At 65.0% G+C, this 26,474-nt stretch carries 28 protein-coding genes; 19 read left to right on the top strand and 9 right to left on the bottom strand.

Annotation, left to right across the window (positions count from 1 at the left end; translation table 11 throughout):
- Positions 1–16 precede the first annotated feature (16 nt).
- From thyX to CH281_RS19700, 3 genes are all read left to right on the top strand, one after another.
- Positions 17–796, top strand: a complete 780-nt coding sequence (thyX, locus tag CH281_RS19710; RefSeq protein WP_228139203.1) for an FAD-dependent thymidylate synthase — start codon at positions 17–19, stop codon at positions 794–796.
- Positions 797–895: 99 nt separating this feature from the next.
- Entirely contained in the window at positions 896–1,804 is a 909-nt protein-coding gene (gene dapA / locus CH281_RS19705) for a 4-hydroxy-tetrahydrodipicolinate synthase (RefSeq protein ID WP_027496818.1), read from the top strand.
- 107 nt (positions 1,805–1,911) lie between these two features.
- A complete protein-coding gene (locus CH281_RS19700) occupies positions 1,912–3,663 on the top strand; it encodes a ribonuclease J (RefSeq protein WP_032391499.1) in 1,752 nt (583 codons plus the stop codon).
- 3 nt (positions 3,664–3,666) lie between these two features.
- Here CH281_RS19700 and CH281_RS19695 read toward each other — a convergent pair whose 3' ends face one another.
- Positions 3,667–4,446: a sulfite exporter TauE/SafE family protein gene (locus CH281_RS19695; RefSeq protein ID WP_032366467.1), complete on the bottom strand. Its 780-nt coding sequence runs from the start codon at positions 4,444–4,446 to the stop codon at positions 3,667–3,669.
- A gap of 79 nt (positions 4,447–4,525) precedes the next feature.
- Here CH281_RS19695 and CH281_RS19690 point away from each other — a divergent pair, with 79 nt between their 5' ends.
- Together CH281_RS19690 and CH281_RS19685 are read left to right on the top strand one after the other, a co-directional pair.
- Positions 4,526–5,149, top strand: coding sequence for a TIGR03085 family metal-binding protein (locus CH281_RS19690; RefSeq protein ID WP_032391498.1), 624 nt, complete (start codon positions 4,526–4,528; stop codon positions 5,147–5,149).
- A gap of 68 nt (positions 5,150–5,217) precedes the next feature.
- Positions 5,218–7,908, top strand: coding sequence for a DNA translocase FtsK (locus CH281_RS19685; RefSeq protein WP_174557253.1), 2,691 nt, complete (start codon positions 5,218–5,220; stop codon positions 7,906–7,908).
- A gap of 86 nt (positions 7,909–7,994) precedes the next feature.
- Here the strand turns inward: CH281_RS19685 and CH281_RS19680 are convergent, their stop codons facing one another.
- Both CH281_RS19680 and CH281_RS19675 read right to left on the bottom strand, forming a co-directional pair.
- Positions 7,995–8,279, bottom strand: coding sequence for a YciI family protein (locus CH281_RS19680; protein WP_027496823.1), 285 nt, complete (start codon positions 8,277–8,279; stop codon positions 7,995–7,997).
- 41 nt (positions 8,280–8,320) lie between these two features.
- Complete coding sequence (locus tag CH281_RS19675; protein WP_228139205.1) at positions 8,321–8,908, bottom strand: amino-acid N-acetyltransferase; 588 nt, start codon at positions 8,906–8,908, stop codon at positions 8,321–8,323.
- Between the two features lie 110 nt (positions 8,909–9,018).
- Here CH281_RS19675 and pgsA point away from each other — a divergent pair, with 110 nt between their 5' ends.
- From pgsA to CH281_RS26970, 5 genes are all read left to right on the top strand, one after another.
- On the top strand, positions 9,019–9,705 hold the full coding sequence (gene pgsA, locus CH281_RS19670; RefSeq protein ID WP_370878690.1) for a CDP-diacylglycerol--glycerol-3-phosphate 3-phosphatidyltransferase: 687 nt from the start codon (positions 9,019–9,021) through the stop codon (positions 9,703–9,705).
- A 219-nt stretch (positions 9,706–9,924) separates the two neighbouring features.
- On the top strand, positions 9,925–10,266 hold the full coding sequence (locus tag CH281_RS19665) for a helix-turn-helix domain-containing protein (RefSeq protein ID WP_032407083.1): 342 nt from the start codon (positions 9,925–9,927) through the stop codon (positions 10,264–10,266).
- Between the two features lie 144 nt (positions 10,267–10,410).
- Positions 10,411–11,220 carry a PspA/IM30 family protein gene (locus CH281_RS19660; protein ID WP_027496827.1) on the top strand — a complete coding sequence of 270 codons (810 nt, stop codon included), beginning with the start codon at positions 10,411–10,413 and terminating at the stop codon, positions 11,218–11,220.
- A gap of 45 nt (positions 11,221–11,265) precedes the next feature.
- The gene (gene pspM / locus CH281_RS19655; protein ID WP_236253812.1) at positions 11,266–12,135 is read left to right on the top strand and encodes a phage shock envelope stress response protein PspM; all 870 of its coding nucleotides are present in this window, start codon (positions 11,266–11,268) and stop codon (positions 12,133–12,135) included.
- Between the two features lie 98 nt (positions 12,136–12,233).
- Positions 12,234–12,407, top strand: a complete 174-nt coding sequence (locus CH281_RS26970; protein ID WP_027496829.1) for a hypothetical protein — start codon at positions 12,234–12,236, stop codon at positions 12,405–12,407.
- Between the two features lie 12 nt (positions 12,408–12,419).
- On the opposite strand, the gene CH281_RS19650 is transcribed toward CH281_RS26970, so the two are convergent.
- Positions 12,420–13,316: a diacylglycerol kinase gene (locus CH281_RS19650; RefSeq protein WP_027496830.1), complete on the bottom strand. Its 897-nt coding sequence runs from the start codon at positions 13,314–13,316 to the stop codon at positions 12,420–12,422.
- A gap of 268 nt (positions 13,317–13,584) precedes the next feature.
- Here CH281_RS19650 and CH281_RS19645 point away from each other — a divergent pair, with 268 nt between their 5' ends.
- The 5 genes from CH281_RS19645 to CH281_RS19625 all read left to right on the top strand — a co-directional run bounded on the left by CH281_RS19645 (position 13,585) and on the right by CH281_RS19625 (position 17,401).
- Positions 13,585–14,166, top strand: coding sequence for a TetR/AcrR family transcriptional regulator (locus CH281_RS19645; protein ID WP_032372827.1), 582 nt, complete (start codon positions 13,585–13,587; stop codon positions 14,164–14,166).
- Positions 14,167–14,231: 65 nt separating this feature from the next.
- A complete protein-coding gene (locus CH281_RS19640) occupies positions 14,232–15,404 on the top strand; it encodes a glycosyltransferase (protein ID WP_032407123.1) in 1,173 nt (390 codons plus the stop codon).
- 10 nt (positions 15,405–15,414) lie between these two features.
- A complete protein-coding gene (locus CH281_RS19635) occupies positions 15,415–15,606 on the top strand; it encodes a DUF3046 domain-containing protein (RefSeq protein WP_027496833.1) in 192 nt (63 codons plus the stop codon).
- Positions 15,607–15,799: 193 nt separating this feature from the next.
- The gene (recA, locus tag CH281_RS19630) at positions 15,800–16,837 is read left to right on the top strand and encodes a recombinase RecA (RefSeq protein ID WP_027496834.1); all 1,038 of its coding nucleotides are present in this window, start codon (positions 15,800–15,802) and stop codon (positions 16,835–16,837) included.
- A gap of 12 nt (positions 16,838–16,849) precedes the next feature.
- A complete protein-coding gene (locus CH281_RS19625; protein ID WP_032407084.1) occupies positions 16,850–17,401 on the top strand; it encodes a regulatory protein RecX in 552 nt (183 codons plus the stop codon).
- A 96-nt stretch (positions 17,402–17,497) separates the two neighbouring features.
- On the opposite strand, the gene CH281_RS19620 is transcribed toward CH281_RS19625, so the two are convergent.
- The 4 genes from CH281_RS19620 to CH281_RS19605 form a co-directional block, all read right to left on the bottom strand.
- On the bottom strand, positions 17,498–18,370 hold the full coding sequence (locus CH281_RS19620) for an amino acid ABC transporter permease (RefSeq protein WP_027496836.1): 873 nt from the start codon (positions 18,368–18,370) through the stop codon (positions 17,498–17,500).
- Positions 18,370–19,047 (bottom strand): amino acid ABC transporter permease, encoded by a 678-nt coding sequence (locus CH281_RS19615; protein ID WP_027496837.1) that lies wholly within the window; start codon positions 19,045–19,047, stop codon positions 18,370–18,372. Before CH281_RS19615 ends, CH281_RS19620 begins: the two co-directional genes overlap by 1 nt.
- A 96-nt stretch (positions 19,048–19,143) precedes the next feature.
- Positions 19,144–19,974, bottom strand: a complete 831-nt coding sequence (locus CH281_RS19610) for a glutamate ABC transporter substrate-binding protein (RefSeq protein WP_027496838.1) — start codon at positions 19,972–19,974, stop codon at positions 19,144–19,146.
- Positions 19,975–20,026: 52 nt separating this feature from the next.
- The gene (locus tag CH281_RS19605; protein ID WP_174557262.1) at positions 20,027–20,755 is read right to left on the bottom strand and encodes an amino acid ABC transporter ATP-binding protein; all 729 of its coding nucleotides are present in this window, start codon (positions 20,753–20,755) and stop codon (positions 20,027–20,029) included.
- A gap of 249 nt (positions 20,756–21,004) precedes the next feature.
- Between CH281_RS19605 and miaB the strand changes: the two genes are divergently transcribed.
- Positions 21,005–22,555, top strand: coding sequence for a tRNA (N6-isopentenyl adenosine(37)-C2)-methylthiotransferase MiaB (gene miaB / locus CH281_RS19600; RefSeq protein ID WP_080733175.1), 1,551 nt, complete (start codon positions 21,005–21,007; stop codon positions 22,553–22,555).
- Complete coding sequence (locus CH281_RS19595; RefSeq protein WP_027496841.1) at positions 22,552–23,139, top strand: Rv2732c family membrane protein; 588 nt, start codon at positions 22,552–22,554, stop codon at positions 23,137–23,139. Before miaB ends, CH281_RS19595 begins: the two co-directional genes overlap by 4 nt.
- Positions 23,140–23,165: 26 nt before the next feature.
- Here the strand turns inward: CH281_RS19595 and CH281_RS19590 are convergent, their stop codons facing one another.
- Positions 23,166–24,641 carry a DUF349 domain-containing protein gene (locus CH281_RS19590; RefSeq protein ID WP_230591205.1) on the bottom strand — a complete coding sequence of 492 codons (1,476 nt, stop codon included), beginning with the start codon at positions 24,639–24,641 and terminating at the stop codon, positions 23,166–23,168.
- Positions 24,642–24,793: 152 nt separating this feature from the next.
- On the opposite strand from CH281_RS19590, the gene CH281_RS19585 reads away from it, so the two are divergent.
- Positions 24,794–25,516 (top strand): class III extradiol dioxygenase subunit B-like domain-containing protein, encoded by a 723-nt coding sequence (locus CH281_RS19585; protein ID WP_045841803.1) that lies wholly within the window; start codon positions 24,794–24,796, stop codon positions 25,514–25,516.
- Entirely contained in the window at positions 25,509–26,450 is a 942-nt protein-coding gene (gene miaA, locus CH281_RS19580; protein ID WP_094622481.1) for a tRNA (adenosine(37)-N6)-dimethylallyltransferase MiaA, read from the top strand. Before CH281_RS19585 ends, miaA begins: the two co-directional genes overlap by 8 nt.
- Positions 26,451–26,474 lie beyond the last annotated feature (24 nt).

Genomic DNA, 26,474 nt, shown 5'->3' with positions numbered 1-26,474 from the left:
CGTTTAGGGTTGGGCGGTGTCGTCAGAAATCAGAGGTCGAGCTGCGCCTCGAACAGTCGCGCTGAACGTGCAGTTGGTGGCCCGAACCGAGTTCGTCCCACCCGCCGACATCCCGTGGGAGACCGACGCGGACGGTGGGCAGGCGTTGGTGGAATTCGCAGGCAGAGCGTGTTACCAGAGTTGGTCGAAACCGAACCCTCGCACTGCGACCAATGCGTCGTATCTGCGTCATCTGCTCGACGTCGGACACCTGTCGGTGCTCGAGCACGCGAGCGTGAGCTTCTACATCACCGGTATCTCTCGGTCGTGCACACACGAGTTGATTCGGCATCGACATTTCTCGTACTCGCAGCTGTCGCAGCGCTTCGTGCCCGAACACGATGCCAACGTGGTGCTTCCGCCGGCCGTGGAGGGCGATCCCGAGCTCGAGGCCCTGTTCGCATCGGCGACAGAGGCGAGTCGGGCCGCGTACAGCGAGTTGCTCGCTGCCCTCGACGGCAAACTGGAGTCGGTCACCAATGCTGCCTTGCGGGGCAAGCAGGCGCGGCAGGCCGCGAGATCGGTTCTGCCGAACGCGACCGAGACCCGCGTGGTGGTGAGTGGGAACTATCGCGCTTGGCGGCATTTCGTGTCGATGCGGGCCTCGGAGCACGCGGACGTCGAAATCCGCCGCGTCGCCGTCGAATGTCTGCGTAAGCTCGTGGACGTGGCACCCGACGTGTTCGGCGACTTCGAGATCACGACCCAGCCGGACGGAACGGAAGTCGCACGCAGCCCCTTCGTCACCGAGGTCTAGGAATCGCGTTCGAGGCTCGAACGGACCGGCGCGGACCACCGGTGTCAGCGGGGAGTCCCGCTGCGTAGGAGTGGGTAAAGCACCGGGTAATCTGCTGCCATGACCTACGGTGACGCCGCTCCTTCCGTTGCGCCTGTGTTCGGTACGGTGCTCACCGCAATGGTGACCCCGTTCACGGCCGACGGGAAGTTGGATATCGACGCAGGCGTTCGGCTCGCGCATCATCTCGTCGAACAGGGAAACGACGGGCTGGTGCTGGCCGGGACGACGGGTGAGTCGCCCACCACCACCGAGAACGAGAAGCTCGAGCTGTTGCGCGCCGTGATCGCGGCTGTCGGACATCGGGCTCGGATCATCGCCGGGGCCGGGAGCAACGACACCGCACACAGTGTCGAACTGGCCCGTGATGCCGCTCGCGCCGGTGCGCACGGCCTGCTCGTGGTCACCCCGTACTACTCCAGGCCACCGCAGGCGGGCCTCTACGCCCACTTCACTGCGGTCGCCAACGCCACCGATCTGCCAGTGATGCTCTACGACATTCCGCCTCGATCGGTCGTCCCCATCGAGACCGAAACGTTGCGTCGGCTCGCCGAGCACCCCCGCATCCTTGCCGTCAAGGATGCGAAGGGCGATCTCAACGCCGGTGCCGAGCTGATCGCGTCGACCGGTCTGCAGTTCTACTCCGGCGACGACCCGCTGAACCTGCCCTGGCTCTCGGTCGGTGCCACCGGGTTCGTCAGCGTCATCGGGCACCTCGTTCCGGCCCGTCTGCGCGAACTCCACACCGCATTCATGATGGGCGACATCGCCCGCGCCCAAGCGATCAACGTCAGCCTCATCCCGGTCATCCGTTCGGTGGCACGCCTCGGCGGCGTCAGCGCATCGAAGGCAGGCCTGCGCCTCATCGGACTCGATGTCGGCGAACCACGACTTCCCCAGGTGCCACCGAGCATCGATCACATCGAATTGCTCGCAGCCGAGCTGCGGGCGGCAGGAGTTCTTGTATGACACGACCTAACAGATCGCGCGGACGCGCAACCCGAAACGCCGGACCGCCGTCCGAGCGTCCCGCTCCCAAGCAGGGCCAACCTTCGGGTGCCCGCCAGGGCAAGCCGATGGTGCAGAATTCCGCTCGGACGCAGCGTCCCGACAAGCGTCGTGAGTTCGACCCGACCGAGCGTCTCGGCACACCGCCGAAGGCTCCGTTCAAGGGCCTACGAGTGGTCGCGCTCGGCGGAATCGGCGAAATCGGTCGCAACATGACTGTCTTCGAGCATCAGGGCAAGATGCTGATCATCGACTGTGGCGTCCTGTTCCCCGAGGACCAGCAGCCGGGCGTCGACCTGATCCTGCCCGACTTCAGGCACATCGAGAACCGCATGGCCGATGTCGAGGCGGTGGTGCTGACGCACGGTCACGAGGACCACATCGGCGCAGTCCCGTTCTTGCTTCGACTGCGTCCCGACCTGCCCGTCGTCGGATCGAAGTTCACCCTCGCGCTGGTCGCGGCCAAGTGCCGTGAGCACCGGCTGCGGCCGAATCTCGTCGAGGTGATCGAGGGTCAACACACACAGCACGGGCCGTTCGACTGTGAGTACTTCGCGGTGAATCACTCGATCCCCGATGCTCTGGCCATCGCCATCAGGACCGATGCCGGTCTGGTGCTGCACACCGGAGACATCAAGCTCGATCAGCTGCCGCTCGACGGTCGTCTGACAGACCTGGCCGGTTTCTCACGGCTCGGTGACGAGGGCGTTGACCTCTTCCTGGTCGACTCCACCAATGCCGAGGTGCCCGGATTCGTCACGCCGGAACGGGAGATCGGCGGAGTGCTCGACACCGTCATCGGCAAGGCGAAGCAGCGCGTCATCGTCGCGTCGTTCGCCAGTCACGTGCACCGCATCCAGCAGGTCATCGACGTGGCCGAGCGATACAACCGTCGAGTGGCGTTCGTCGGTCGTTCCATGGTGCGCAACATGCAGATCGCCCAGGATCTCGGTTATCTACGGGTGCCCGACGGCCTCGAGGTGAATGTCGATACCGCCGCGACGCTCCCGGACGACCGGTTGGTGCTCATCTCCACCGGTTCGCAGGGCGAGCCGTTGTCGGCGCTGTCCAGGATGGCTCGCGGCGAGCACCGTCAGATCAACGTCAAGGCCAACGATCTCGTGGTGCTGGCGTCGTCGCTGATCCCGGGCAACGAGAACTCCGTGTTCGCGGTGGTCAACGGCCTCGCCAAGCGTGGCGCGACCGTCGTGACGCAGCAGAACGCGAAGGTGCACGTCTCGGGTCACGCATCGGCAGGCGAATTGCTGTACCTCTACAACGCAGTGCGGCCGACCAACGCCATGCCGGTACACGGCGAGTGGCGTCACCTCCGGGCCAATGCGGCTCTGGCGAAGGCGACCGGCGTATCCGAGGACCGGATCGTCCTCGCCGAGGACGGCGTCGTTGTCGACATGGTCGACGGGCTCGCCGAGATCGTGGGGCAGGTCCCAGTCGGTCACGTCTACGTCGACGGCTTGTCGGTCGGCGATGTCGGAGATTCGACGCTGTCGGATCGTCTGGTGCTCGGCGAGGGCGGCTTCATCGCGATCAGCGTTGCCGTCGATTCGGCCACCGGCCGTGCAGTGACCGCACCCGAGGTGTCCGGTCGCGGATTCTCCGACGACCCGGCGGCCCTGAAGGAGGCCGGCCAGCTGGTGGAGGCCGAGCTGCAGCGGCTGGCCTCGGACGGAGTGTCCGATACCCACCGGATCGCTCAGGCCGTCCGCCGCGTCGTGGGCCGGTGGGTAGCGGACAAGTATCGGCGTAAGCCGATGATCGTTCCGACGATCATCGCGGTCAAGCCGCAACCGCATTCCTAGAGTTCAGACGAGCAGTCGCCACAGGCCGATGAGGCCGAGGACGACGATGGCACCGCGCAGGGCCGCCGGCGACAGCCGGCGGCCGTAGCGTGCTCCCACAGCTCCGCCGATGAGGGAGCCGACCGCGATCAGACCGGCGGCCTGCCAGCTGATGTCGTCGAATCGAAAAATCGTGAAAGCAACTGCTGCAACGACATTCACCACCAGCGAGAGCAAGTTCTTGGCAGCGTTCATGCGCTGCATGGATTCGGGGAGCAGTGCGCCCATCACTCCGATGAGCAGGATTCCTTGTGCTGCAGTGAAATAGCCCCCGTAGATGCCGACCAGCAGAGTGCCGACGGTGACCAGCGCCATGCGGCCGCGGCCGATGTGGCCGGCCGCCTTGCCGGCCGCCTCAGACCGACGTTTGGCCCAGGCCTGGATCTTCGGTTGTGCGACAACGAGAATCAATGCACCGATGAGCAACACCGGAACGACAGAGGCGAATACTTTTTCGGGCAGATGCAACAGCAGCCACGCGCCACCGAGTGCGCCGAAGAAAGAGGCGGGAAGCTGCCAACGCAGTCGGTGCCATTGCCCGCGAAGTTCCCGGCGATACCCCCAGGTACCCGATACGCTTCCCGCCACCAGTCCGATGGCGTTGGACATCGTGGCGACCACCGGGGGATAGCCGAACGCGACCAGAGTGGGGAACGTGATCAACGTGCCCGAACCGACGACGGCGTTGATTGCACCGGCCCCGAGGCCGGCGAGCAGGATGACGAGAATTTCCGATACCGGCACTGTTGGGAGGTTACCCAGACGAAGGAGTCGGTCTCCCGGCAGGATGCCGCTCCTTCGGTGTAGCCGTAGCCTGAAGTACGTGAGCCTTGCCCAGGATGAACGTTCCCAGCTTGTCAGAACCCTTCTCGACGTCGGTCCCGATGCGCCGACACTGTGCGGTAAGTGGACTGCTGCCGATCTGGCCGCGCACCTCGTCGTTCGCGAACGGCGGCTCGATGCGTCGCCGGGTATCTTTCTCGGTCCGTTGTCCGGATACACGGAGCGGGTCCAGCGTTCCGTTGCGAATCGACCGTTCGCGTCGGTGGTCGAGGACGTTCGGACCGGGCCGCCGATGTGGTCGCCGTTCGCCCTGCTGGATCCGCTGATCAACCTCGGTGAGATGTTCGTGCATCACGAGGATCTGCGCCGCGCGGAAGGGAACTGGACCCGACGGGTTCTGCCCAGCGCGGTCGAGTCCCGACTGTGGCCCCAGGTGCGGTTGATCGGACGAGCAGGGCACCGCTCGGCACCGGTTCCGGTGCATGTCCGCACCCCGGACGGCCGACAGGCCACCTTCAAGGGTGGCTCGGGCCCGGGTGTGACGGTGGTGGGGGAACCCTCCGAACTCCTTCTCTATGCGTTCGGTCGGGACCAGGTAGAGGTCGTGTACGAAGGCTCGGCGGACGATGTCGCCGCCGTGAAGGCGCTCGACCTGAGTTTCTGACGCACATCCGTCGTTGTTACTGGTGTTGCGGATGGTTTCGACGGGGCTGTTGCGACTAGCCTGGGGTCATGGCAGGAAAGACCAGCACCTCCACCGCCAGGGCCGGATCCAGCGGATCCGGCTCCTCGCGCGCGTCCGGTACCTCTCGTAAGTCCGGTACCGGCCGCACGGCTCGAACCGTCACGACACCGAAGAAGCCCACCGCACCGCGCAACCCGGCGACCACGCGGGTAAGCGCATCGTCTCGCGGTAAGGCACCCGCGAGAGGTGCTGCGTCGCGGCGGCCCCCCATGAAGAAGAAGTCCCGCGGTGCGCTCGACGCGATCGGTCGCGGAATCGCGTCTACGTGGTCGATGGCGGCACGAGGTGTCGGTGCCACCACACGCACCGTCAGCAAGGCCGCGGACATCGAGCACGGTCACCGACGTGACGGAATCGCCCTTGGGCTCATCGCCGTCAGCGTCGTCGTCGCCGCAAGCGTGTGGTTCAGTGCCGGCGGCCCGGTCGGTGAGTGGATCGAGGTAGGGATCCGTGCCGTCATCGGCGACGCCGGCTATGTCGCACCCGTGCTGGGGGTCGCGATCGCCGTCGTGCTGATGCGTTCGGAGCCTCGCCCCGAGGTCAGACCACGCCTGGTTCTGGGCTCGATACTGCTGGGCTTGCCCGTTCTCGGGCTGTGGCACATGGCGGCGGGGTCACCGACCGACGCCACCGGTCGGTCCGAGGGAGCGGGCTTCGTCGGCTACGTTGCGGGCGGACCCATCGCCGACGGCCTGACGGTGTGGCTCGCCGTACCGTTGCTGCTGCTCGCCGGCCTGTTCGGCGTGCTGCTGCTCACCGGCACCACGGTACGAGACGTACCGGACCGGATGCGGGCACTGTTCGGTACCGATAGTCGAGGCGACGAATACGACGAGTACGACCCGGCCGATTTCGGTTCGGAATTCGGCGACGAGGGCTACGGCGACTACGACTCGAACTTCGACGCCGACGGATACCCGGTGCACGGCACCACCGACCCGTACGACAACTACCCGACCGAGGAGTACATCCCGGTCGTCAAGCCATCACGCGCTCGCAAGACCCCTGCACCGGCACCGGAGGCCCCCACCGAGGTCATGACGCCTGCCGCGGCCGCACCGGTCCCGGTGCCCGAGCCTGCCGCGCCCCCGCGGCCGAAGCCCAAGCCGATCGTCAAGGCCGCCGAACCCAAGCCGGCTGCCGACGACGACAAGATCGTCGTCGATCGCGTCGTCGACGGCGACTACACGCTGCCGTCGTTGTCGCTGCTCATCGACGGCGATCCGCCCAAGACGCGCAGCCAGGCGAACGACGCGATGATCGAGGCCATCTCCGAGGTACTCGAGCAGTTCAAGATCGACGCTGCGGTCACCGGATTCACCCGCGGACCGACGGTCACCCGCTACGAGGTGGAGCTCGGACCGGGCGTCAAGGTCGAGAAGATCACTGCGCTGGCTCGCAACATCGCCTACGCGGTCGCGACCGACAACGTGCGATTGCTCGCCCCGATCCCCGGCAAGTCCGCCGTCGGTATCGAGGTGCCGAACTCGGATCGCGAGATGGTCCGCCTGGCCGATGTGCTGACCGCCCCGTCGACCCGCAAGGATCACCACCCTCTGGTGATCGGCCTCGGCAAGGACATCGAAGGCGATTTCGTCAGTGCCAACCTGGCGAAGATGCCGCACCTGCTGGTGGCGGGATCCACCGGTTCGGGTAAATCGAGCTTCGTGAACTCGATGCTCGTGTCGCTGCTGGCACGGGCGACACCCGACGAGGTCCGGATGATTCTGATCGACCCGAAGATGGTCGAGTTGACGCCGTACGAGGGCATCCCGCACCTCATCACGCCGATCATCACGCAGCCGAAGAAGGCTGCCGCGGCCCTGGCCTGGCTGGTCGAGGAGATGGAGCAGCGCTACCAGGACATGCAGATCAACAAGGTCCGGCACATCGACGACTTCAACAAGAAGGTGCGGTCCGGCGAGATCACCGCACCGTTGGGCAGCGAACGCGTCTACCGGCCGTACCCCTACATCCTGGCCATCGTCGACGAGCTTGCCGACCTGATGATGACCGCTCCTCGCGACGTCGAGGAAGCGATCGTGCGCATCACCCAGAAGGCGCGCGCCGCAGGTATCCACCTGGTGCTCGCCACGCAGCGTCCGTCCGTCGACGTCGTCACCGGTCTGATCAAGACGAACGTGCCCTCACGTCTGGCATTCGCCACGTCGTCGTTGACCGACTCGCGAGTCATCCTCGATCAGCCCGGAGCCGAAAAATTGATCGGCATGGGCGACGCGCTGTTCCTGCCGATGGGTGCGGGCAAGCCGACGCGTCTGCAGGGTGCGTTCATCACGGACGAGGAAATCTCGGCCGTCGTCGACTTCGCCAAGAATCAGGCCGAGCCCGAGTACAACGACACCGTCACCGCCGCGAAGGTCTCGGACAAGAAGGACGTCGACCCCGACATCGGTGACGACCTCGACGTGCTGCTGCAAGCCGTCGAACTCGTCGTCACCAGCCAGTTCGGTTCCACGTCGATGCTGCAGCGCAAGCTACGGGTCGGATTCGCCAAGGCAGGACGACTGATGGACCTCATGGAGAACCGCGGCGTCGTGGGTCCGAGCGAGGGCTCGAAAGCCCGCGAAGTACTCGTCAAGCCCGACGAACTCGACGGATTGCTGTGGTCCATCAAGGGCGGGGACCCGGACGAGCAGCCGGCGTCCGAGGAGTTCTGACGGGCTCTACACCTGCGTGAATGGACCATTGCAGCCGTCTGGGCGGTGCAATGGTCCATTCACGCAGAACGGGTGGGCGAGCAGACTCAGGCCGTGAACGCGCCCATCACCGGTGTCCATTCGTGGAAGTCTGCCGACTCGATGAGGTTCTCGACCGCGAAGGGATCCTGGGCGAACAGTGATTCCACGGATGCGGCGTCCGGGCCGTCCACGAGCAGCAGAGCGCCGCTGTCGTCGGCGAACGGGCCACTGGAGACGAGCGTCTTCTTCTCCAACAAGTCGGCCAGCCACGCCCGGTGTGCGGCGCGATGGGTGTCGCGGCCCTCGGTGGTCGTGGGGGAGTACGTGTAGGTGACGGCGATCAGGGGCATGGAGCTCACTTCCGGATTCGAGGGGTGTCCGGAGAATTCTGTCAGAGCGAGAGCAGCATGCGCGTGTTGCCCAATGTGTTCGGCTTGACGTAGCTCAGGTCGAGAAACTCTGCGACGCCGGTGTCGTAGGACCGGCACATCTCCGCGTACACCTCGGCAGTGACGGGCGTTCCCTCGATTTCGGAGAAGCCGTGCCGGGCGAAGAAATCCACTTCGAAGGTCAGCACGAACACCTTCTGCAGCGCGAGCTCGCGTGCCACCTCGATGAGTTTGGCGACGATCAGGTGGCCGGCTCCGTGCCCCTTGGCTGCGGGGTCGACTGCCACCGTGCGTACCTCACCCAGGTCCGCCCAGAGCACGTGCAGAGCTCCGCATCCGATGACTTCGCCTGCGCGCTCGGCAATCCAGAACTCCTGCACTGCCTCGTACAGCGTCACCAGGTTCTTCTCGAGCAGGATTCGGCCCGCGTAGATGTCGATCAGCCGCTTGATCTCGGGAATGTCGGAGGTTCGGGCTCGACGCACGACCAGGGTGGCGTCGCCGATGGACGTGCCGTCCACGGTGTCGGAATACTCGTCGGATTCGGGATCGGCAGTGTCGCGACTCGCCCGATTCGGCCCAGAAGTCATGTGGTGAACAGTAGTCACCGATGCAACCGATAAACTTTCCGTGTGTCGTTCAGCGAGCAGTGTCCCCGTCTCGACGGGTCGGTGCTGCCCGAACGCCGACACACCATCGAATGTCCGGTCCGCGGCCGAGAAGCGGCTTCGTGACCGGCCCGACAGCGCCGGGCCACGGTGTTCCATCCGGCGGTGCCTCGCGCAGTGCGGGGCTGCCGCACGGCAACGCTGCTCCGGGCGGATCGGACGCCGTCCCGCTGCTCAACATCGCCAACGTGCTGACCGTGCTGCGCATCGCTCTGGTTCCGGTCTTTCTTGCGGCACTGTTCGTCGGAGACGGTCACGACACCTCGTGGCGGTTGGCGGCGACGGCGATCTTCGCCGCAGCGGCCATCACCGACCGGATCGACGGCCAACTCGCCCGCAAGTACGGACTCGTCACCGATTTCGGGAAGATGGCCGACCCCATCGCCGACAAGGCGCTGATCGGCGCTGCCCTTGTCGGGCTGTCGATGTTGGGCGATCTGTCCTGGTGGGTGACGGCGATCATCGGGGTACGCGAAATAGGCATCACCGCGGTCCGTTTCGCCGTCATTCGTCACGGAGTCATTCCGGCCGGTCGTGGCGGCAAGGTCAAGACACTGGTCCAGACATTCGCGATCGGCGTGTATCTGTGTCCGCTGCCCAGCGCAGTCGATCCAGTGGCGCTGGCGCTGATGGCTCTGGCGGTTCTGCTGACCGTGTACACCGGCCTGGACTACGTGGTTCAGGCGATTCGGTTGCGCCGGGGTGTGTCCTCGGTGTGAGTGCATTCGACGGGCGTCCACGAGGCGATGCGGGAAGTTGCAGTTCCGACAGCCGTGTCGGAGCCCCTTCGGCGCGTGTCGGAGGCGACGGGCATATAGGGTCGGGAACCAATCGGGCCGGCTGGGACGTTGACCCTACGACGGCTCCGAACGAACGATACGAACGTGGTCGTCTCGACGGCACAGTCGTCGGCAACAGCACCAACGAGGAGGAGCGAGATGGCGCTGCTATTGCGTGAAGCACTCGGCGACAGTTTGCGGCGTACTCGCGTCGCACAGAGCCGCACCCTGCGTGAAGTCTCCAACACCGCGCGCGTGAGCCTCGGCTACCTCTCCGAGGTGGAACGTGGCCGGAAGGAAGCGTCGAGCGAACTTCTCGCTGCGATCTGCGATGCCCTGGCCGTGCCTCTTTCCGATGTGATGAGCGACGTGAGCGTCACGCTGTCGGATGCATCCACTGCCGCTGTGCGTTCCGACGAATCGGCTGTGGCCACCCGCATCGACGGTGATACGCGGGTCGTGATCCCGGCACCTGCTGCCAGAGCTCTTGCCGCCGCCTAAGATCGAACGAGTAGCCGATGTCGGCTGCCGGCCCCACCGAGTCACCCGTACTTCACTGCACTGACAGGTTCATTTCGGTCACTGCGAGAGCAGCCGACCCGCACGCGGCCACCGCGGCGCAACAGATGGAGGCAGGACCACCCCATGGCTAATCCTTTCGTCAAGGCCTGGAAATACATGATGGCCCTCTTCAATTCCAAGATCGACGAGAAGGCCGACCCCAAGGTTCAGATTCAGCAGGCGATCGAAGACGCGCAGCGGCAGCACCAGGCGCTGTCTCAGCAGGCGGCGTCCGTCATCGGCAATCAGCGTCAGCTCGAAATGAAGCTCAGCAGGCAGCTGGACGAGGTCGAGAAGCTCAACGCCAACGCGCGTCAGGCCGTGACGCTGGCCGATCAGGCCGCTACTGCGGGTGACGTCGAGAAGGCCACGCAGTACACCAACGCGGCCGAGGCGTTCGCGGCTCAGCTCGTGACTGCCGAGCAGAGCGTCGAGGACCTCAAGGTTCTGCACGACCAGTCTCTGCAGGCTGCCACACAGGCCAAGAAAGCCGTCGAGCAGAACGCGATGGCCCTGCAGTCGAAGGTCGCCGAGCGCACCAAACTGCTCAGCCAGCTCGAGCAGGCGAAGATGCAGGAGAAGGTCAGCGAATCGCTGCGCTCGATGGACAGCACGTTGTCGGCACCGGGAAACACCCCGAGTCTCGATGCGGTGCGCGACAAGATCGAGCGTCGCTACGCAGACGCGCTCGGTTCCGCCGAGCTCGCTCAGAACTCCGTGTCCGGACGGATGCTCGAGGTTCAGCAGGCATCTGTGCAGATGGCCGGTCACAGCCGGCTCGAGCAGATCCGTGCCTCCATGGCCGGTGACTCCCTGCCCACGGGTAATTCCGCCGCCAAGCCGTCGATCGCCAAGGCCCCGGACGCAACGCCCGAGCCGCCGGCACAGGCGTGATCGACCGAACGCGAAGTTCGTTCGAGTAGACAGTAGTTCGGACACATGAGCAACAAGAATCACGAACCCGGCCGGTCGCGTAAGCGGCCGGCCGTTTCGTTGGACAGGGAGACTGTGACAGCCGCCGTTGCCGAATCCGGAGCGGTGGTCCGGTCTCTGGCCGAGACAGCGCGGGCCGCAGGAACCTCACTGCTCGATGCCGCCGGCCGTCGTAAGGACCCACGTGCCAAGCACCTGAAGAAGATTCGACGGGCTCGCCGGCGAAGTATCAGGTTCGGGGCCGCGTCGACGACCACTGCGGTGAGTACTGCGGGGATCGCAGCCTTGTCGGCTCCGGAATGGACTCTGTTCGTCGGTGGTGGTTCTGCCGCGCTCTTGGCCGTTCCTGCTGTGTACGCCTTCGGTCGTTTGCGGCGACTGCGAGGTCAACCGGTTCCGGTGGGACTGCCCGGCAGGCGTTCGTTACCGCAGCGTGGATCTGCCGCCTTCGAGCCGATGTCACGATTGGCGGGCGCAGAGCAGAGTCTGTTCGAGCTGCTCGGAATTCTGGCGCGATCGGGCACCATCGCCCCCGAGGACGTCGAAGAGATGATCGGCGTTGCCTCGGATGCGGTGAGGGGCTTGGAAGGTGTTGCCGTCGATATTGCGGCCCTCGAACGTGCGGGAGCGGCAAGCTCGTCGACACGCACGCATCTGCGGCCCGGAATCGAGGCTGCGGCAAGCGATCTCGCTGCCGGAGTGGATCAGTACGAGGATCTCGTCGCCGCTGCAGCACGGATGACCGGACCGGCCGGGTCCACGTCGAAGAACGTGGTGGAATCTCATCGCCGAGAATTGTTGTCTGCCACCGATCGACTGCAAGGGTGGGCCGACGCGCTCACCGAACTCGACGAAATCCGGTCACGACACCGGTGAGAAGATCAGGGTTCACCCCGATGTGTTCGCCGTGATCGGCTGCCAGTATCGACATAACGCGATACGACCCGGTGCGCGTCACACGGTAGGAGCCGTTCATGTTCTGGAAAATTCTCGGATTCATCGTTCTCGTCTGGATCGCACTTGCCTTGCTGGGCAGCATCATCAAGGGCTTGTTCTGGTTGGTCGTGGCCGGGGCCATCGTCTTCGGGCTGGTGTGGCTGTACAAGGCCATCTCCTCCGGTCACGACCGTTCGTCGCTGAAATACTGACTGCCGACCGCGTTACGTGCGCAGTGGGGAATCCGCTCCGACGAACACTCGCAACGCACGCGGCACGCATTCGATCGTGACGGGTAATTCTGCGATGCGTTCGCCGTCTGCGTACGCCACCATGTCGTCGCAGTGCACTGTCACGTTCCGGGCGCTGTAGACCTCGACCTCCGGAAGGTCGACGTGGGCACCCCGATACAACGTCGGCGACAGCGCAAGCAATCGCGTTCGACTCACATCCCGGACGACAGTGATGGCGAACAGCCCGTCGTCCACTCGTGCGGTCGGGCAGATGGCCATGCCGCCGCCGTAGCTGCTGCCATTTCCGACGGCGACGAGAACGGCATCCAGGTGCAGCTCGGCGTCATCCAATTCTATTGTGTACGAGAGTGTTCGGAGAGCAGCCAACTGCAATATCATGGCCGCGTTGTACCGCAGCGGGCCGGCAAGCCACTGCAGGCGGCCGGCGCGCTCGGTGACCAGTGAATCGAAGCCGCTCGACAGGACCGTACCGAACCAGCGCGTCCCGACCCTACCGAGATCTATCGACGTCACGACTCCGTCGACCACGAGATCCGCTGCGCGGGTGGGATCGTCGAGGGGGACCCCGAGCGTCCGGGCCAAATCGTTGCCTGTGCCCGCAGGAATCAGTCCGAGCGGAGTGTCGGTTCCCGCGATCACCTGTAACGCAAGATTGACGACCCCGTCGCCGCCCACGGCAACGACGGCATCCGTCCCGCACCCGACGGCTCGCTTCAACAACTCCAGCGCATCACCCGCCGTTCGGCCCTCGACGGTCGAGACGTCGAGTTCACGCTCGCGCAGACGCGTCACGGCGCGCCGTGCTGCGTGGACTGCTCGACCACCGCCGGCCGTGGGATTGGTCAGAACGGTCACCGATCGCGTCATGCAAGCTCGAATTCGTCGGTCACTCGATCAGCTTGCCAGGGTCGAGGTTTCCTGCGCAGGTCGGCGGCATGATCGGCACCCGACAATGGCACCGAAGAATACGGACGGACGGGCCGACGGTCACTGTGCAACACGGTGTCGCTGTTACTGTGAGGTATAGTAACGACACGAAATGTTTCCGAGTGAAGTACTTTACTTCCGACCGTTGTGCGAAGGGTGATCTGTGATCGAGCAGCAGGTGTCGACTCCCGCCTCGGTCGAGTCCTCCCTGGAGGCAGCACCCGAGAAGTCGGTGGAGGACACCGTTCTCGACGCCGCACGCTCGTGCATCCTCGAACGAGGAGTCAAGCGCACGACCCTCGCCGAGATCGCACGACGCGCCAAAGTCAGCAGGCCCACGGTGTATCGGCGGTGGGCCGATACCCGAGCAGTGGTGTCGAGCCTGCTCACCCGTGAGATCGCTGCCCTGATTCCCGACTTCGACGCCACCGCGTCCGGACGCGAGCAGATCGTCGTTGCTGTGGTTCAGGCGGGAGATCGAATAAGGCAGCATCCGCTGTTCGTCAAGATTCTGCGGTCGGACTCGGACGTGCTCGCGACCTACATTCTGCACCGCCTCGGTACCAGCCAATCGTTGATCATCGATGCGGTGGCGCGTCTTGTCGAAGCGGGACAACGTGATTCGTCGATCCGCGACGGGGATCCGAATACCCTGGCGACGCTCGTCCTGCTCATGGTCCAGTCCGCCGTCCAGTCCGCCGAGATGGTGTCCGAACGGGTTCCGGGTGGCGAGGTGGTACGCCAGATGGCGGACGCCGTCGACGCCTACCTTCGTCCCGACAAAGCCTGACCGTCGGTGCCGCTGCCCGGCACCATCGGTGATCGTCCAGCGCGGCGATGTGGCACGCTGAGCGCGTGCGAGTAGCAGTGGTGGCCGGCCCGGACCCAGGACATGCGTTTCCCGCTATCGCCTTGTCGCTGTTGTTCGAGCGGGCGGGTGACGATCCGGTCCTGTTCACCGGAAGCCGGTGGGTCGGCGACGCCAGAGCGGCCGGTCTTCGCACGCTCCCACTGGGTGGCCTGCTACCGCGACCGGAGGACGACGATCTCGATGCCGGGCAGCGCATTCATTCGCGCGCAGCCTTTGTCGCGACAGAACTGTTGCCGGACCTCGATCGCGAGAACGTCGATCTGGTGGTCTCCGATATTCTCACGGCCGGAGGCGGAATGGCTGCCGAGCGATTGGGAATTCCCTGGGTCGAGCTCTCGCCCCACCCGCTGTATTCGCCATCGAAGGGGTTGCCGCCCATCGGAAGTGGGCTCGCGCCCGGACGCGGTGTTCGGGGTCGTCTTCGCGATACGGTGATGCGCGCGTTGACGGCGCGCTCTATCGCCCGCGGGCAGCAACAGCGCGCCGACGCCCGAGTGAGCATCGGACTCCCCGCACGCGATCCCGGGCCGGCTGCTCGGCTCATCGCCACCATTCCCGCACTCGAAGTGCCGCGGCCCGACTGGCCGAGGGATGCCCATGTGGTGGGGCCACTGCTGTGGGAGCCCACCGACGAATTGCTCGACGTCCCCGCCGGCGATACGCCGCTGGTGATGGTGGCCCCGTCGACGGCGTTCACCGGGGCCGAGGGAATGTTGGAGATGGCTCTGAAGGGATTGGACGGCACAGGCGTCCGGGTAGTGGCCTCGGTGCTCGACGGGGGCCCCGACGACGTGCCGGAATGGGCGAATGCCGGACTCGGTCGCCAGGACGAATTGCTGCGCCGCGCCGATGTCGTGGTGTGCGGAGGTGGTCACGGCATGTTGGCCAAGGCGCTCATCCACGGAGTTCCAGTGGTCACCGTGCCGGGCGGCGGCGATCAATGGGAGCTGGCGAACCGGGCCGCTCGGCAGGGGAGTGCCGTACTGGTGCGTCCCGCCACCGCGGGTGCAATTGCCGACGCCGTGTCCGCCGTGCTGTCCGACCCTCGTCATGCGGCGGCAGCGACCTCGGCGGCTGCAGGCGCGCATCACGTCGAGGATCCTGTCTCGGTCTGCCGCGAGGTGCTCGCCGGTAGCGACGCCGAGGGCGGGCGTTAGGCTGATCGATGTGCGTCTGACCGAATTTCGTGAACTGCTCACCGAGGAGTTCGGCTCCGTTCGAGGCAATTCCCTGCTCGCCGATCATGTGCTGTCCGGTATCGGACGGACGGGCGCGCAGGCCATCGAAGACGGTGTCGACCCGCGGGAAGTATGGCGGTCGATCTGTTACGAGTTCGATGTGCCCAAGGAACGTTGGTAGCTCCACCGCATCGGCTCGAGTCGCTCGGCGTGTCGAAAGCTGTGGTAGTTGACTCGAACACGTGTTCGCCTATGCTGATGTCAACGGTTGCTGGCCGGTCTCGAAGAACTTCTTGTCGGTACCCCGTTCTAGCGTTACCGCCAACAAGCTGATCGACAGACACAGCTGAACGAAACGACACAGGGAGCTCACGATGGCTGCATACGACCGCGACAAAGCGCTCGATCTCGCACTCGCGCAGATCGACAAGAATTTCGGTAAGGGCTCGGTGATGCGCCTCGGCGACGAGGTCCGTCAGCCCATCGCCGTCATCCCCACGGGATCGATCGCGCTCGACGTGGCACTCGGCATCGGAGGTCTGCCCCGCGGCCGAGTCATCGAGGTCTACGGTCCTGAGTCCTCGGGTAAGACCACCGTCGCATTGCACGCGGTGGCCAGCGCTCAGCGTGCCGGCGGAATCGCCGCGTTCATCGATGCCGAGCACGCGCTCGACCCCGACTACGCAAAGAAGCTCGGTGTCGACACCGACGCACTGTTGGTCTCGCAGCCCGACACCGGTGAGCAGGCCCTGGAAATCGCCGACATGTTGATTCGCTCCGGTGCCCTCGACATCCTCGTCGTCGACTCGGTGGCCGCACTGGTACCGCGCGCCGAGATCGAAGGCGAGATGGGTGACAGTCACGTGGGTCTGCAGGCCCGTCTGATGAGCCAGGCGCTGCGCAAGATCACCGGTGCCATGAGCAACTCCGGTACCACCGTGATCTTCATCAACCAGTTGCGCGAAAAGATCGGCGTCATGTTCGGTTCCCCCGAAACCACCACCGGTGGTAAGGCATTGAAGTTCTATGCCTCGGTACGTCTGGACATCCGTCGGATCGAGACGCTGAAGGACGGAACCGAGGCCATCGGTAACCGCACCCGTGTCAAGGTCGTCAAGAACAAGGTCGCGCCGCCTTTCAAGCAGGCCGAATTCGACATCATCTACGGCAAGGGCATCAGCCGTGAAGGCTCGTTGATCGACATGGGTGTCGAGCACGGGTTCATCCGCAAGTCGGGCTCGTGGTTCACCTACGAAGGCGATCAGCTCGGACAGGGCAAGGAGAACGCCCGTAAGTTCATGCTCGAGAATCCCGATGTGCGTGACGAAATCGAGAAGAAGATCATGGAGAAGCTGCAGATCGGTGCGGACGTCACCGCAGAGGAGCCCGCAGCTGCTCCGGTCGACTTCTAACCTGGGTTCGCTGTGCAGCAGCGAGACAACGGCGGCGGCACCGAAGCGCAGGCGAAAGACGTCTGCCTTCGGCTGCTGACCGACCGGGCACGCAGCAGACACGAACTCGAAGCCAGCTTGGCCAAGAAGGGTTTCACCCACGAGGTCTCCACCGCAGTGCTCGACCGACTCGAGAAGGCGAAACTCGTCGACGACGAGTCGTTCGCGGAGCAGTGGGTTCAATCTCGGCACAAGTACTCCGGCAAGGGCAAACGCGCCCTGAGCATGGAGCTGCGGAACAAAGGCGTCAGCAACGAGCTGGCCGTGAACGCCCTGGATCTGATCGATGCCGAAGACGAGCGGCAGCGTGCTGCGGAGTTGGTGCGCAAACGATTCCGAACGCTGCATCTGCCGGATCCGAACGGGCCCGACGCACGAGCCGAACGCGACAAAGTGGTGCGCAAGTTGGTCGGGATGCTGGCCCGCCGCGGCTACTCGCAGGGAATGGCATTCGCCGTGGTCAAGGAACAACTCGATCGCGTGGGAGCCGACACCGAAGACTTCGACGGCCCAGATTCGATGTGATCGTCCACATCGAGTCCAGGTAGTCGAGAAACAGTATGGCCCGCAACACCATCGGTGTTGCGGGCCATACTGCTGTGCAGCCGAACGGTGCGGAGCTCAGGCCGCTTGACCGCCGTCGAGTGCAGGCACAACAGCGGCGGTGCCGCCCTTACGCTTTCGCGATCGCAGACGCCGCTCGACCACGGTCGCCAGTTTCGTCAACGCCGAGTTGATGATGATCATGATGACGGCGACGATGATCAGCGACGGGAGGTAGTTGCTGTAGAACGCGCCGACCTGCTGACCGGAACGGACGACTTCGACGTACCCGATGATGTATCCCAGCGCCGAGTCCTTCAGTGCCACCACCATCTGCGAGATGATGGCGGGCAGCATCGCGGTCACGGCCTGGGGGAGCAGTACCAGGGTCATGACCTGGCTCTTGCGCATGCCCAGCGCCGAGGCGGCTTCGCGCTGACCCTTAGGCAGTGAATTGACTCCGGCACGTACGATCTCGGCGATCACCGATCCGTTGTACAGAGTGAGGCCGGTGACCACCGCGGCCAACGCCAGGTACTTGACCTTGAAGACCTCGTAATCGGCGTACACCGCGTACAGGAAGATCATCAGGATCAGCACGGGAACTGCACGGAACAATTCGACGATCGCACCGCTGACGATTCGTACAGCGCGGTGATCCGAGAGGCGGCCGATGCCGAGGACGGCACCGAGAATCAGGGCGAACACGATCGACAATGCCGCCGCGACCAGAGTTCCCTGAATACCGGGCAACAGATACGTGGTCCACGTTGTCGATTCGAGGAACGGGTCCCACTTCTCGGCAGTGAGCTGCCCCTTCGAGTCGAGGGCGCGGTAGATCAGAAATGCGATTCCGAGCGAGATCACCGCGACGACGACAGTCAGAATGCGGTATCGCAGTACCGCTTTGGGTCCGGGAACGTCGTACAGAACTGCTACTGCATCACTCATCATGACACCGCCAATCGCTTGCTGATGTAGCCGAACAGCAACCCGGTCGGGAGCGTCAAGATCATGAAGCCGAGCGCGAAGATTCCGCCGACGACGAAGATCGCGGCCTCGTTCTCGATCATGTTCTTCATCAGGAACGACGCCTCGGCGACGCCGATGACCGATGCGATGGTCGTGTTCTTCGTCAACGCGATCACGACGCTTCCCAGCGGGCCGACCACCGCGCGGAACGCCTGAGGAAGAACGACGATCGAGATGTTCTGGGTGAACGTCATTCCCAGCGAGCGGCCCGCTTCGGCCTGCCCCACCGGGACGGTGTTGATGCCCGATCGCAGTGACTCGGCCACGAACGACGCGGTGTAGATGCTCAGCCCGAGGATTGCCAATCGAAAGTTGTTGTCGTCGAGTGACGTCGGTGAGGACTCCGACGCCAGAGAAACGCCCATTGTCTGATATAGCCCGAACGAGGTGAACAGAATGATCAGGGTCAAGGGGGTGTTACGAAAGATGGTGACGTACGTCGCCGCAATTCCGCGCGCAATCGGAATGGGTGATACGCGCATCGCGGCGATGATCGTTCCGATGACCAACGCACCGACGAGGGATGCCAACGTCAGGTAGATGGTCGAGAGGAACGCGTCGATCAGTTGATCGCCGTACTTGCTCAATAGGTTCACGGTGCTTGTTGATCCTCACGGCTCGGCGAGATCGAGCCGTCGTGTCCCGCCCGCGACGAGCGGAACACGACGGCGTGGTCGATCAGTAGCAGTCGATCAGTAGCGGTCGACGGTGGGCGGGCTCGGCAGCGGGTAGCCCGACGCGCCGACGGTGTCGTTGAACGCCTGCTCCCAGGCACCGCTGGTCACCATCTCTTCGATGGCGTCGTTGATCTTGTTGCGTCCGTCGGTGTCGTCCTTGTTCAGGCCGATGCCGTAGTTCTCGGTGGTGAAGGGCTCACCGACCACCTTGAACTGACCGGGGGACTGAGCGGCGTAACCGGCAAGGATGATGTCGTCGGTGGTGACGGCGTCCACGGTGCCGTTGCGCAGTGCTTCGACGCAGGCGGAGTAGGTGTCGAACGGCTGAAGCTGGACTCCCGGGTACTCGTCGGCGATGTTCTGTGCCGGGGTGGAACCGGTGACCGAGCACAGCTTCTTGCCCTCGAGTGAATCGGGACCGGTGATGTCGGTGTTGTCCTGCTTCACCAGGAGCGACTGACCTGCTACGAAGTACGGTCCGGCGAAGCCGACCTTCTCCTTGCGGGTGTCGGTGATGGAGTAGGTGGCGACGATGTAGTCGACCTCACCGTTCTGGATCAGCGTCTCGCGCTGCGCGGACGGGGATTCCTTGAATTCGATGTTCGCCTCGTCGACACCGAGCTTGCCTGCGACGTACTTGGCCACCTCGACGTCGAAGCCGCTGAACGAGCCGTCCGGATTGCGGAGGCCGAGGCCCGGCTGATCGAACTTGATGCCGACGATGAGGCTGCCGTTCTCGGCGCTGCTCGAGATGGTGCGCGCTTCTTCGCCGCCGCCACAGGCGGTGGCGACGATGGACAGAGCGGCGATGGCGACACCGAGGCGAAGCGGTCGGGTGATTCTCACAGTGAATGTCCTTCGGATTGGTCGTACGTAATGGGGTGAGCGGTGAATCTGATCAGTGACCCAGGATCTTGCCGAGGAAGTCCTTGGCGCGTTCGGACTTCGGGGACTTGAAGAAGGTCTCCGGGTCGGTGTCCTCGACTACGGCACCGTCGGCCATGAAGATGACTCGGTCGCCTGCCTTGCGGGCGAAGCCCATCTCGTGGGTGACGACGAGCATTGTCATGCCCTCCTTGGCCAGCGAGGTCATGACGTCGAGTACCTCGTTGACCATCTCCGGATCCAGGGCCGAGGTGGGCTCGTCGAAGAGCATCACTTTGGGGTTCATGGCGAGTGAGCGGGCGATGGCCACGCGCTGTTGCTGACCACCCGACAGCTGAGCCGGGTACTTGTCTGCCTGGTTGGCGATGCCGACGCGTTCGAGCAGAGCCAGTGCGCTCTTCTCGGCCTCGTCCTTCTTGAGCTTTCTCACCTTCATCGGTGCCAGCATGACGTTCTGCAGAATGGTCTTGTGTGCGAAGAGGTTGAACGACTGGAACACCATGCCGACATCCGCACGCAGTGCAGCGAGGGCCTTGCCCTCGGCGGGGAGTAGATCCCCGTCGACCTCGATGGCACCGGAATCGATCGGCTCCAACCGGTTGATCGTCCGGCACAGCGTCGACTTGCCGGATCCGGACGGACCCACGACGATGACGACCTGGCCGGCCGGCACTTCGAGATTGATGTCCTTGAGTACGTGCAGATCACCGAAGTGCTTGTCGACGGATTTGAGCGAGATCATCGAAGGGGCGCCCGGCGGTGGTGTCGCTGCCGGGGCGTCGGTGGCGTGCGTCATAGGTGGAAACCCTATGCGTAGTTTCCTCGCCGACCGGCGTTTTCGCCCGCAGTCTTCGATTATGTAATGGAAACTTTACTGTCGGCGCGCATAGCGCCTGCACAGTCCGCGGAGGGCCCCGTGACCCCGGCGTGTCCGCCCGTGCGATGGACGTACCCTGAAGAGGTGCAAACGAGTGTTTTTTCGACCGTGGACGTGACCGATCGCGGGAGCGTCGACCCCGAGACGGCCAGTGCCCCATCGGCGGCAGGTGCCCGCAGCTACGAGGTGCGCACACACGGCTGCCAGATGAACGTTCATGATTCCGAACGCCTGTCCGGGCTGCTCGAAGAGGCCGGTTACGTGCCCGCCGACGCCGGTACCGACCCAGATCTCGTGGTGTTCAACACGTGCGCTGTACGTGAGAACGCGGACAACAAGCTGTACGGAAACCTCGGCATGCTCCGGCCTGCGAAGACGCGAAACCCCAACATGCAGATTGCCGTCGGCGGTTGCCTGGCACAGAAGGACCGCAACACCGTCGTGGACAGGGCTCCGTGGGTGGACGTGGTCTTCGGTACGCACAACATCGGGTCGCTGCCGGTACTGCTCGAGCGCGCCCGGCACAACGAGCAGGCTCAGGTCGAGATACTCGAGTCTCTCGACGCCTTCCCGTCCACCCTGCCGGCCAAGCGGGAGTCCGCGTACGCCGGCTGGGTATCGATTTCGGTGGGCTGCAACAACACCTGCACGTTCTGCATCGTTCCGGCGCTGCGCGGCAAGGAGATCGACCGCAGGCCGGGCGACATCCTTGCCGAGGTACAGGCTTTGGTGGACCAGGGCGTGCTCGAGGTGACGCTGCTGGGGCAGAACGTCAACGCCTACGGTGCCTCGTTCGCCGACCCCGATCTGCCTCGCGACCGCGGGGCGTTCGCCGCGCTGCTGACCGCGTGCGGATCCATCGAAGGACTCGAGCGAGTGCGGTTCACGTCTCCGCATCCGGCCGAGTTCACCGACGACGTCATCGAGGCGATGGCATCGACCCCGAACATCTGTCCCACTCTGCACATGCCGCTGCAGTCCGGCTCGGACCGAATCCTCAAGGCGATGCGCAGGTCCTATCGACAGACGAAGTTCATCGGCATCATCGACAAGGTTCGCGCGGCCATGCCGCACGCGGCCATCACCACCGACATCATCGTCGGTTTCCCCGGTGAGACCGAAGAAGACTTCGAGCAGACGCTCGAGGTGGTGCGGCGTGCGAAGTTCGCCAACGCGTACACCTTCCAGTACTCCAAGCGGCCGGGCACCCCGGCGGCCGACATGCCCGATCAGGTACCGAAAGAGGTTGTACAGGAACGGTATCTGCGGTTGATCGCGTTGCAGGAGGAGATCGTCCTGGCCGCGAATCAGGCCCTGATCGGCACCGAGGTCGAATTGCTCGTCGCCACCGGTGAGGGGCGCAAGAACAACGCAACTCATCGGATGAGCGGACGCGCCAGGGACGGCCGACTGGTGCACTTCGCCGTCGACGCCGAGCGGGCGGGCGACATTCGCCCGGGCGACGTCGTCACGACGACCCTGACCGCCGCGGCCCCGTACCACCTGATCGCCGACGCCGGAGTGCTGACGCACCGACGGACCGCGGCAGGCGACGCCCACGAACGCGGCATCATGCCGAAGACGGCCCCGATCGGGGTCGGTCTCGGACTTCCCTCGATCGGTGCCCCGGCACCGCTTCCGGTTCAGACAGGATGCACCGTATGACAGACACAGATGGACCCGATCGCGTCGTACCCTCGCGAACCGCCGAGGAACTCGGACGAACCGAGCGGGCGGTGATGACCGAGCTGGATCCGGGAGCGCGAGCCATGGTGGTGGCCGGGCTGGTGCTGGTCCTGTTGGTCACGTTCGCGTTGCCGCACACCGGATCGGCCACCGGCTTCGACGTGCTGACGGGCAGCGACGCAGCAGCCGCGGAATCGATTGCCCTGCCGTCGCGCGTTTTCGTCGTGCTGGTGCTGACGTTCGGTGTGGTGATGTCGGTGTTGGCGCTGGTCACCCGCGTCTGGGCGCTGGCCTGGGCCGCCCTCGCCGGGTGTGCGGTGTCGTCGGTGTACGGGATGCTCTCGATCTGGACGCGGCAGACCGTGCCGGACAACCTGCAGGGCGGCGGACCGGGCATCGGTCTCGTCATTGCGTGGATCGCGGTGATGGTGCTGACGTTCCATTGGCTCAAAGCCGTATGGAACAAGACCAACTCTCAGCTCGCCGCTCAGGAACAGCGCCGTATCGCGGCGGCGTCGGGCGAACAGAAGCTACGCCTGTGGGACGGCCACTCGAACCCCTGAGTTCGTGTGGCCGCCCGCACTGCAGGTCACAACTCGTCGACGGCACTTTCCGCGGCATCGGCCCATTCACGCCACTGCTGGGCCTGCGCACGCGCCCGCTCGGCGTCCTTGGTCTTGCCTGCCGCCGTCGCCTTTGCCGCTTGATCCTCGAACTGTGCCACTCGCTCACGGAACTGAGCCGCGCGGGCAACCGCCTCGGGGTCGGACCGACGCCACTGAGACTCCACGGCGTCGTGGACGGACTTCTCGATCGCGCGGAGCTTGCCTTCGAGTTCCTGCATCTTCTCGCGCGGAACCTTGCCGATGGCGTCCCACTTGTCCTGCAGATCGCGCAGCGCCGCACGAGCAGCGTCCAGGTCCTTGCTCGGATCGATATGTGTCTTCGCCAACAACGCTTCCTTGGCCTCGGCGTTGGCCTCGAATTCCGCGTCCCGCTCCGACGCCGCGGCGTTGCGTGCCGCGAAGAACACGTCCTGGGCGGCCTTGAAGTTCTTCCACAATGCGTCGTCGGCGTCCCGCGGAGCTCGGCCCGACGCTTTCCACTCCACCAACAGGTCTCGGAATGCGGCTGCAGTGGGACCCCAATCGGTGGACGAGGACAACGCTTTTGCGCGCTCGACCAGCTCTTCCTTGCGGGTCTTGGCTGCTCCTCGCTCCCGATCGAGATCGGCGAAATGCGCTCCACGACGCCGGTTGAAGTTCTCCCTGGCCTTCGAGTACCGCTTCCACAGCGCATCGTCGATCTTTCGATCCACCCCGCGGATCGTCTTCCATTCGTCCAGAATTTCGCGCAGCCGATCCCCGGCATGCTTCCACTGCGTCGATTCACTGCCGATCTGCTCGGCCTCGGCGGCGAGGGCTTCCTTGCGGGCAGTGTGCTCGGCGCGTTCGAGCTCTTTCTCCTGCTTGGCGACCGCCGCTGCTGCGTCGGAGTGCTCGACGACGGCGTGGAGTCGGCGAGCCAGCAGATCGAGGTCGCCGATCACCGCAGCCGTCGGCAGGCTCTCCAGCAGCGCCGAGGCCGCAGCCTTGGTTTTCTTGGCATCACCGGTACCCGACGTCAGCCGGGCTTCGAGCAGTCCGACCTCGGTGGCCAGATCGTCGTAGCGCCGCCCGAAATGCGCGAGGCCTTCCGCTGCGTCGCCCGCTTGCCAGGAGCCGACCTGACGCTCGCCGTCCGAGGTGCTCACCCACGCGGTGCCGTCGTCGTCGACCCGGCCGTACTTGCTCGGATCGCTCGCCGGCGCGACCACGGTGGGCACATGCGCGGCCGTCGGGTGTGGCTTGGCTGCCGAGGAGCCACCGGGGCGGGGTGCGCCGGGACGAGGAGAAGCAGAACTCGGTCCGCCGGGCTTCGGTCCGCCGCCGGGCTTGGGGCCGCCACCTGGCTTGGGTCCTCCGGTCGAAGGTGTAATGGTCGCGTCACCGCCGGAGTGATCGGCGGGTGCAACCGACGACGGGGCGTCGGGGGTGGTGGGGGTACCGGCGTTCGGGTCGGTCATTGTTCCTCATCTCTGCCGCGCGTCACGGCTGCCTACGATCGCGATCTGGACACCATTGAACTCGGTGACGACCGATCGGACCATTGAAACAGCTCAGACGGTTCGAGGTGGACTCGTCCGGCCAAGTCGCGTCACCGACTAGCGTGATACGTGTGTTCTGTGCCGCGGCCCTGGTGCCCTCTCCGCCGTTACTGGTCCCCGAACTGATGGGCCGGGCAGCAGCCGAGGCAACCGAGCTTCGAGCCGCTGCTGTGTCTGCTGTCGAGCAGCTGTCCGCGGTGGCCGACCGGTGGCTCGCGGTCGGCGTCGACGACGGCGAGGGGCGGTACGACGAGACGACGGTCGGCACCATGCGTGGGTACGGCGTCGATGTGGAGGTGCGGCTGTCCGGTTCGCCGGCACGGTCCGGGCCGGACCCCGAGTTGCCGCTGGCGGTTCTCCTCGCCGGCTGGCTGCGCGGGGCGGCGGCGGCCGACAGGGCAATCGAGGTCCGCACGGTACCCGCGGACGCGAGCGCACGGTGGTGCTCGCACACCGGGATGGAACTGCGCCGCGAACTCGACGCGTCCGACGACAGGTGGGGAGTGTTGGTGCTGGCAGACGGCGCGAACACCCTCACCCCGAAGGCACCGGGGTCGTTCGATTCGCGCGCCGCGGACGTGCAGCGTCGCATCGACGATGCTCTTGCCACCGCCGACGTCGACGCCCTCGCGGAGCTCGACGAGGGCCTCTGCGCAGCGATCGGCGTGCGGGGCCGACCGGCCGTGCAGATGCTCGCTGCACTCGTGGGAACCGACGCCGTCTCGACGACCGAGCTGTATCGGGGCGCACCGTTCGGTGTCGGATACTTCGTCGGAGTCTGGTCCCGTGGCTGACGAAACCGGGGCGACCGCCGAGGATTCGGCCACGACACCGGTGGCGGTGATCGGACCGACCGCTGCGGGCAAATCGGACCTGGCGCTGGACCTGGCCGAGGAGCTGGGCGGGGAGATCGTCAACATCGACGCGATGCAGCAATACCGGGGGATGGACATCGGTACCGCGAAAGTGACCGTGCCGGAGCGCCGCGGCATCGTGCACCATCAGCTCGATGTGCTCGAGGTCACCGATATCGCGACTGTGGCGCGTTACCAATCGGCTGCCGTCGCCGACGTCGAGAACATTCGATCCCGTGGCCGTCGGCCGATCATCGTGGGCGGCTCGATGATGTACGTCCAATCACTGCTCGACGAATGGGCCTTTCCTGCCACGGACCCGGTCGTCCGGGCCAAGTGGGAGGCGGTGCTCGAACGCGACGGAGTCGACGCGATCCACCGCGCTCTGACGGAGGTCGATCCGGACGCTGCCGCGTCGATCCTGCCCACGGACGGACGGCGAATGGTGCGGGCCTTGGAAGTGGTCGAATTGACCGGTCGGCCTTTCGCGGCCTCGGCCCCCGTCATCGGTGAACCGCGCTGGGGCACGGTGGTGCTCGGCGTCGACCGCGACACCGCAGAGTTGGACGAGAGGATCGATCTGCGTACTCGGCGCATGTTCGATTCCGGGTTGCTCGACGAGGTCGAAGGGTTGCTGGAGCTCGGCCTGCGCGACGGGGTGACGGCCTCACGGGCGATCGGATACGCCCAGGCGCTCGATGTGCTGGCCGGGGAGTACGACGTCGACCATGCACGTGAGCGGACGTTCATCGGCACCAGGCGCTATGTGCGCCGTCAGCGGTCGTGGTTCCGCCGCGACGAACGAGTGCGGTGGCTCGACGGCGCATCGCCCACCCTGCGGTCGGATGCGCTGTCCGCGATCGAACTCGGCTAGGTCGGTCCCCGTAGACTCGCCGAC

Source organism: Rhodococcus sp. 06-221-2 (genome assembly GCF_002258365.1).
GTDB classification, from domain to species: domain Bacteria; phylum Actinomycetota; class Actinomycetes; order Mycobacteriales; family Mycobacteriaceae; genus Rhodococcoides; species Rhodococcoides fascians.
This window is presented reverse-complemented; position numbering and strand designations above follow the sequence as displayed.

Excerpts from the sequence above, each read along its gene's own strand:
- dapA (WP_027496818.1), top strand. The coding sequence starts at position 896 with ATGACCTACGGTGACGCCGCTCCTTCCGTTGCGCCTGTGTTCGGTACG.
- CH281_RS19700 (WP_032391499.1), top strand. The coding sequence starts at position 1,912 with ATGGTGCAGAATTCCGCTCGGACGCAGCGTCCCGACAAGCGTCGTGAG.
- CH281_RS19685 (WP_174557253.1), top strand. The coding sequence starts at position 5,218 with ATGGCAGGAAAGACCAGCACCTCCACCGCCAGGGCCGGATCCAGCGGA.
- CH281_RS19680 (WP_027496823.1), bottom strand. The coding sequence starts at position 8,279 with ATGCCCCTGATCGCCGTCACCTACACGTACTCCCCCACGACCACCGAG.
- CH281_RS19675 (WP_228139205.1), bottom strand. The coding sequence starts at position 8,908 with ATGACTTCTGGGCCGAATCGGGCGAGTCGCGACACTGCCGATCCCGAA.
- pgsA (WP_370878690.1), top strand. The coding sequence starts at position 9,019 with ATGTCCGGTCCGCGGCCGAGAAGCGGCTTCGTGACCGGCCCGACAGCG.
- CH281_RS19665 (WP_032407083.1), top strand. The coding sequence starts at position 9,925 with ATGGCGCTGCTATTGCGTGAAGCACTCGGCGACAGTTTGCGGCGTACT.
- CH281_RS19660 (WP_027496827.1), top strand. The coding sequence starts at position 10,411 with ATGGCTAATCCTTTCGTCAAGGCCTGGAAATACATGATGGCCCTCTTC.
- pspM (WP_236253812.1), top strand. The coding sequence starts at position 11,266 with ATGAGCAACAAGAATCACGAACCCGGCCGGTCGCGTAAGCGGCCGGCC.
- CH281_RS26970 (WP_027496829.1), top strand. The coding sequence starts at position 12,234 with ATGTTCTGGAAAATTCTCGGATTCATCGTTCTCGTCTGGATCGCACTT.
- CH281_RS19650 (WP_027496830.1), bottom strand. The coding sequence starts at position 13,316 with ATGACGCGATCGGTGACCGTTCTGACCAATCCCACGGCCGGCGGTGGT.
- recA (WP_027496834.1), top strand. The coding sequence starts at position 15,800 with ATGGCTGCATACGACCGCGACAAAGCGCTCGATCTCGCACTCGCGCAG.
- CH281_RS19620 (WP_027496836.1), bottom strand. The coding sequence starts at position 18,370 with ATGAGTGATGCAGTAGCAGTTCTGTACGACGTTCCCGGACCCAAAGCG.
- CH281_RS19605 (WP_174557262.1), bottom strand. The coding sequence starts at position 20,755 with ATGATCTCGCTCAAATCCGTCGACAAGCACTTCGGTGATCTGCACGTA.
- CH281_RS19595 (WP_027496841.1), top strand. The coding sequence starts at position 22,552 with ATGACAGACACAGATGGACCCGATCGCGTCGTACCCTCGCGAACCGCC.
- CH281_RS19590 (WP_230591205.1), bottom strand. The coding sequence starts at position 24,641 with ATGACCGACCCGAACGCCGGTACCCCCACCACCCCCGACGCCCCGTCG.